This is a genomic window from Streptococcus sp. CL8.13, from assembly GCF_049737895.1.
Map to the genome: position 1 here is coordinate 1 of NZ_JBKOTT010000104.1, position 3,176 is coordinate 3,176.

A 3,176-nucleotide genomic window follows, 5' to 3' on the forward strand; every position below is an offset into this window, starting at 1 on the left:
CAGAGGTAAATGAGGAAATTCCAGCAACTCTTCAAAATGAAACACTTGTAACTCCTATCGTTGGTGACGTTGTTGCTCTTGCTGATGTTAATGACCCAGTATTCTCAAGTGGAGCTATGGGACAAGGTATCGCTGTGAAACCAAGTCAAGGTGTGGTTTATGCACCAGCTGATGCTGAAGTTTCAATCGCCTTTCCAACAGGACACGCTTTTGGTTTGAAAACAACTGATGGTGCTGAAGTTTTGATCCACGTTGGTATTGACACTGTGTCTATGAACGGTGAAGGTTTTGAAGCAAAAGTTGCTCAAGGTGATAAGGTGAAAGCTGGCGATATTCTTGGAACATTTGACTCAAACAAAATCGCTGCAGCTGGTCTTGATGATACAACAATGGTTATCGTTACAAATACAGCTGACTACGCTTCAGTAGCTCCAGTCGCAACAGGTTCAGTTGCGAAGGGGGATGCTGTGATCGAAGTGAAAATCTAATCAATCCTCTCTAATGTGAAAACGAACAAATGACATGTTTGTTCGTTTTTGCTTGAATGGTAAGATTTACAGAGGAAAATCTAAAAAATAGAGAAATTTAGACTTTCGAAATATGCTATAATAAAGAAAATAAAAACAAGAGGTTTATCATGACAAAATTATATGGAAGCTTGGAAGCGGGCGGTACAAAGTTTGTCTGTGCTGTCGGTGATGAAAACTTTAACGTTGTAGAAAAAACACAATTTCCAACAACAACTCCAATCGAAACAATCGATAAAACCATTGAGTTCTTCTCAAAATTCGACAACCTTGCTGGTCTTGCAGTTGGTTCATTTGGGCCGATTGATATTGATAAAAACTCAAAAAATTATGGCTTTATCACAACGACTCCAAAACCAAACTGGGCAAATGTGGACTTGCTTGGTGCCCTTCGTCGCGCCCTCAACGTGCCAATGTACTTCACAACAGACGTAAACAGCTCTGCTTATGGTGAAGTGGTTGCCCGTAACAATGCTGGTGCTCGTATTGAAAACTTGGTTTACTACACAATCGGTACTGGTATCGGTGCAGGTGTTATCCAACGTGGTGAGTTTATCGGTGGTGTGGGTCACCCTGAAATGGGTCACTACTATGTGGCTAAACACCCAATGGATATTGAAAAAGAATTCAACGGTGTTTGTCCGTTCCACAAAGGATGTTTGGAAGGCTTTGCGGCTGGACCAAGTCTTGAAGCTCGTACAGGTATTCGTGGTGAAAATATTGAACTCAACAGCTCTGTCTGGGATGTTCAAGCCTACTATATCGCTCAAGCTGCGGTCAATGCTACAGTAACTTTCCGTCCAGACGTAATCGTCTTTGGTGGTGGGGTCATGGCTCAACAACACATGCTGGACCATGTCCGTGAGAAATTTACAGCTCTTCTCAATGGTTACCTACCAGTACCAGATGTGCGTGACTACATCGTGACGCCAGCAGTCGCAGGGAATGGTTCTGCCACACTTGGAAACTTTGTTCTTGCAAAAGAAGTTTCAAAATAAAGAACAAAATCCGCTTGGGAAACCAAACGGATTTTTTATATGTCAAAGCATTTGCCAGAAAAAGTCGATAATATAGGTCAGACCGTAGGTATAAACCACGAGGGTAAAGGGTTTGGTCAGAACGATGATGATCATATAGCGCTTGAAGCTCATCTTGGTCAGGGCGGCCAGCATACAGAGAAAGTCAGCCGGACTAATCGGCCAAATCATCATAAAGATAAAGAAACGGTCAAAACGATTGCCCTTATCCAACCAGCCGATATACTTGTCATAGGTGCGCTTGCTGACGACAGACTGGACAAAGGCAGCTCCGTAGAGACGCACCAGATAAAAGATAATGGCACAGCCGATCACGATGCCGATATAGTTGTAGATAGTCCCGATGATGTGCCCGTAGATAAAGACCCCAGCCACAGAGGTCAAGGCCCCAGGAATGATAGGGACGACCGTTTGTAAAATCTGTAAAAAGATAAAGAGAGGTGGCCCCCAGATACCTGCCTGCTGGATAAAGGCAGAGAGGGTTTCCTTAGACTGTAAAATCCCAGCCTGATAAGCCCAAATACAGAAAATCAAACTGCCAACCCCACCGACAATCGATGAGATATTGATAACTTGCTGCAAAAGGGGAGAAACAGCTTTCATTTGTTTATCCTGTGACATGTAAACTCCTCATAGATAGTATAATTCTACTATACCATATTTTGGAGGAGAAAGGGGGAATGAGTCTTTTTGATGAGAAATAGATGAGAATACAGGTCTTCGAGACTTAGAATAGGCTTCCGTCCTAAAGTTTATATGTATTCTAAGTCTCGAATGATTGTAATTCCATAAATTTACAAGTATTCTACGTTTCGAATAGCTTATCTGAGAAAATTTTGTGGTCTTCTAGCTTTCGAATAGTTATCTTTCCTAAAGTTTATATGTATTATAAAGCTCGAAAAGGTAAAATCTAAAAATAGTAAGAGTCTCTATCTAATGTACGGAGTGTATGTCTAGTCAGATAGGGATTTTTGATTTTAGAAATGTCTGATTTGTCCTGAAAAGTACATTTTGGATGGAAATAATGACAGTTGAGCGGATGGGGGTTAAAATGGTTTGGAGAACTGTTAGAATGGTTGTATCAACTCAAAGGAGAAAAATTGATGAAGAAAGTTAGAGATGATGAGGAGAGTGTACTATGGTCACTTCTTGTAATTGGAATTGCATTGTTGGTCTGTGTATTGCTTCAAGTTTATGTAGGAAAGGATAGACCTTTGATTCAACCTGTTAGACACGGAAGTATTGTAAAAACAGATCAAAAACAGGTCTATCTTCCAGAACTAATCCAGTCTTGGTTTGATAAAGAAGAAAATAAATGATTCGTTAAATAGAAAGGATATCATCATGACAAAAACATACGCTATTCGCCCGCTTAGTTACAGCAACTTTACCAATCGTGAGTTTGAAAGCCTGATGATGGATACTCATCAAAGTCTGGCTACTTTTTCTAAGGCAAACAAGGATGAGGCTATGTATGCCAAACATTTGGACCCCTTCAAGACCAAGCTGGATGATTTTCAAGCTCAACTTGCGGCGGTGGAGACGAAAGAGTCTAGTAATCTGACAGAAGTCGATCGCAATCGAGATAGTGCCTTGGTGGGTCTCTTTACCC

The 3,176-nt window shown here is 41.1% G+C and carries 4 protein-coding genes and 1 pseudogene; 4 read left to right on the forward strand and 1 reads right to left on the reverse strand.

Annotated features, from left to right (window positions below):
• Positions 1–488 (forward strand): PTS sugar transporter subunit IIA (locus tag ACLNCN_RS04155; protein ID WP_424844689.1); only part of this gene is annotated, 488 nt, incomplete at its 5' end.
• Between the two features lie 149 nt (positions 489–637).
• Positions 638–1,525, forward strand: coding sequence for a fructokinase ScrK (scrK, locus tag ACLNCN_RS04160; RefSeq protein ID WP_424844690.1), 888 nt, complete (start codon positions 638–640; stop codon positions 1,523–1,525).
• Positions 1,526–1,567: 42 nt separating this feature from the next.
• On the opposite strand, the gene ACLNCN_RS04165 is transcribed toward scrK, so the two are convergent.
• Entirely contained in the window at positions 1,568–2,185 is a 618-nt protein-coding gene (locus ACLNCN_RS04165; protein ID WP_050252777.1) for a TVP38/TMEM64 family protein, read from the reverse strand.
• 482 nt (positions 2,186–2,667) lie between these two features.
• On the opposite strand from ACLNCN_RS04165, the gene ACLNCN_RS04170 reads away from it, so the two are divergent.
• Entirely contained in the window at positions 2,668–2,883 is a 216-nt protein-coding gene (locus ACLNCN_RS04170; RefSeq protein ID WP_261056915.1) for a hypothetical protein, read from the forward strand.
• Between the two features lie 25 nt (positions 2,884–2,908).
• A pseudogene (locus ACLNCN_RS04175) lies at positions 2,909–3,176 on the forward strand (DUF6261 family protein); the annotation flags it as partial.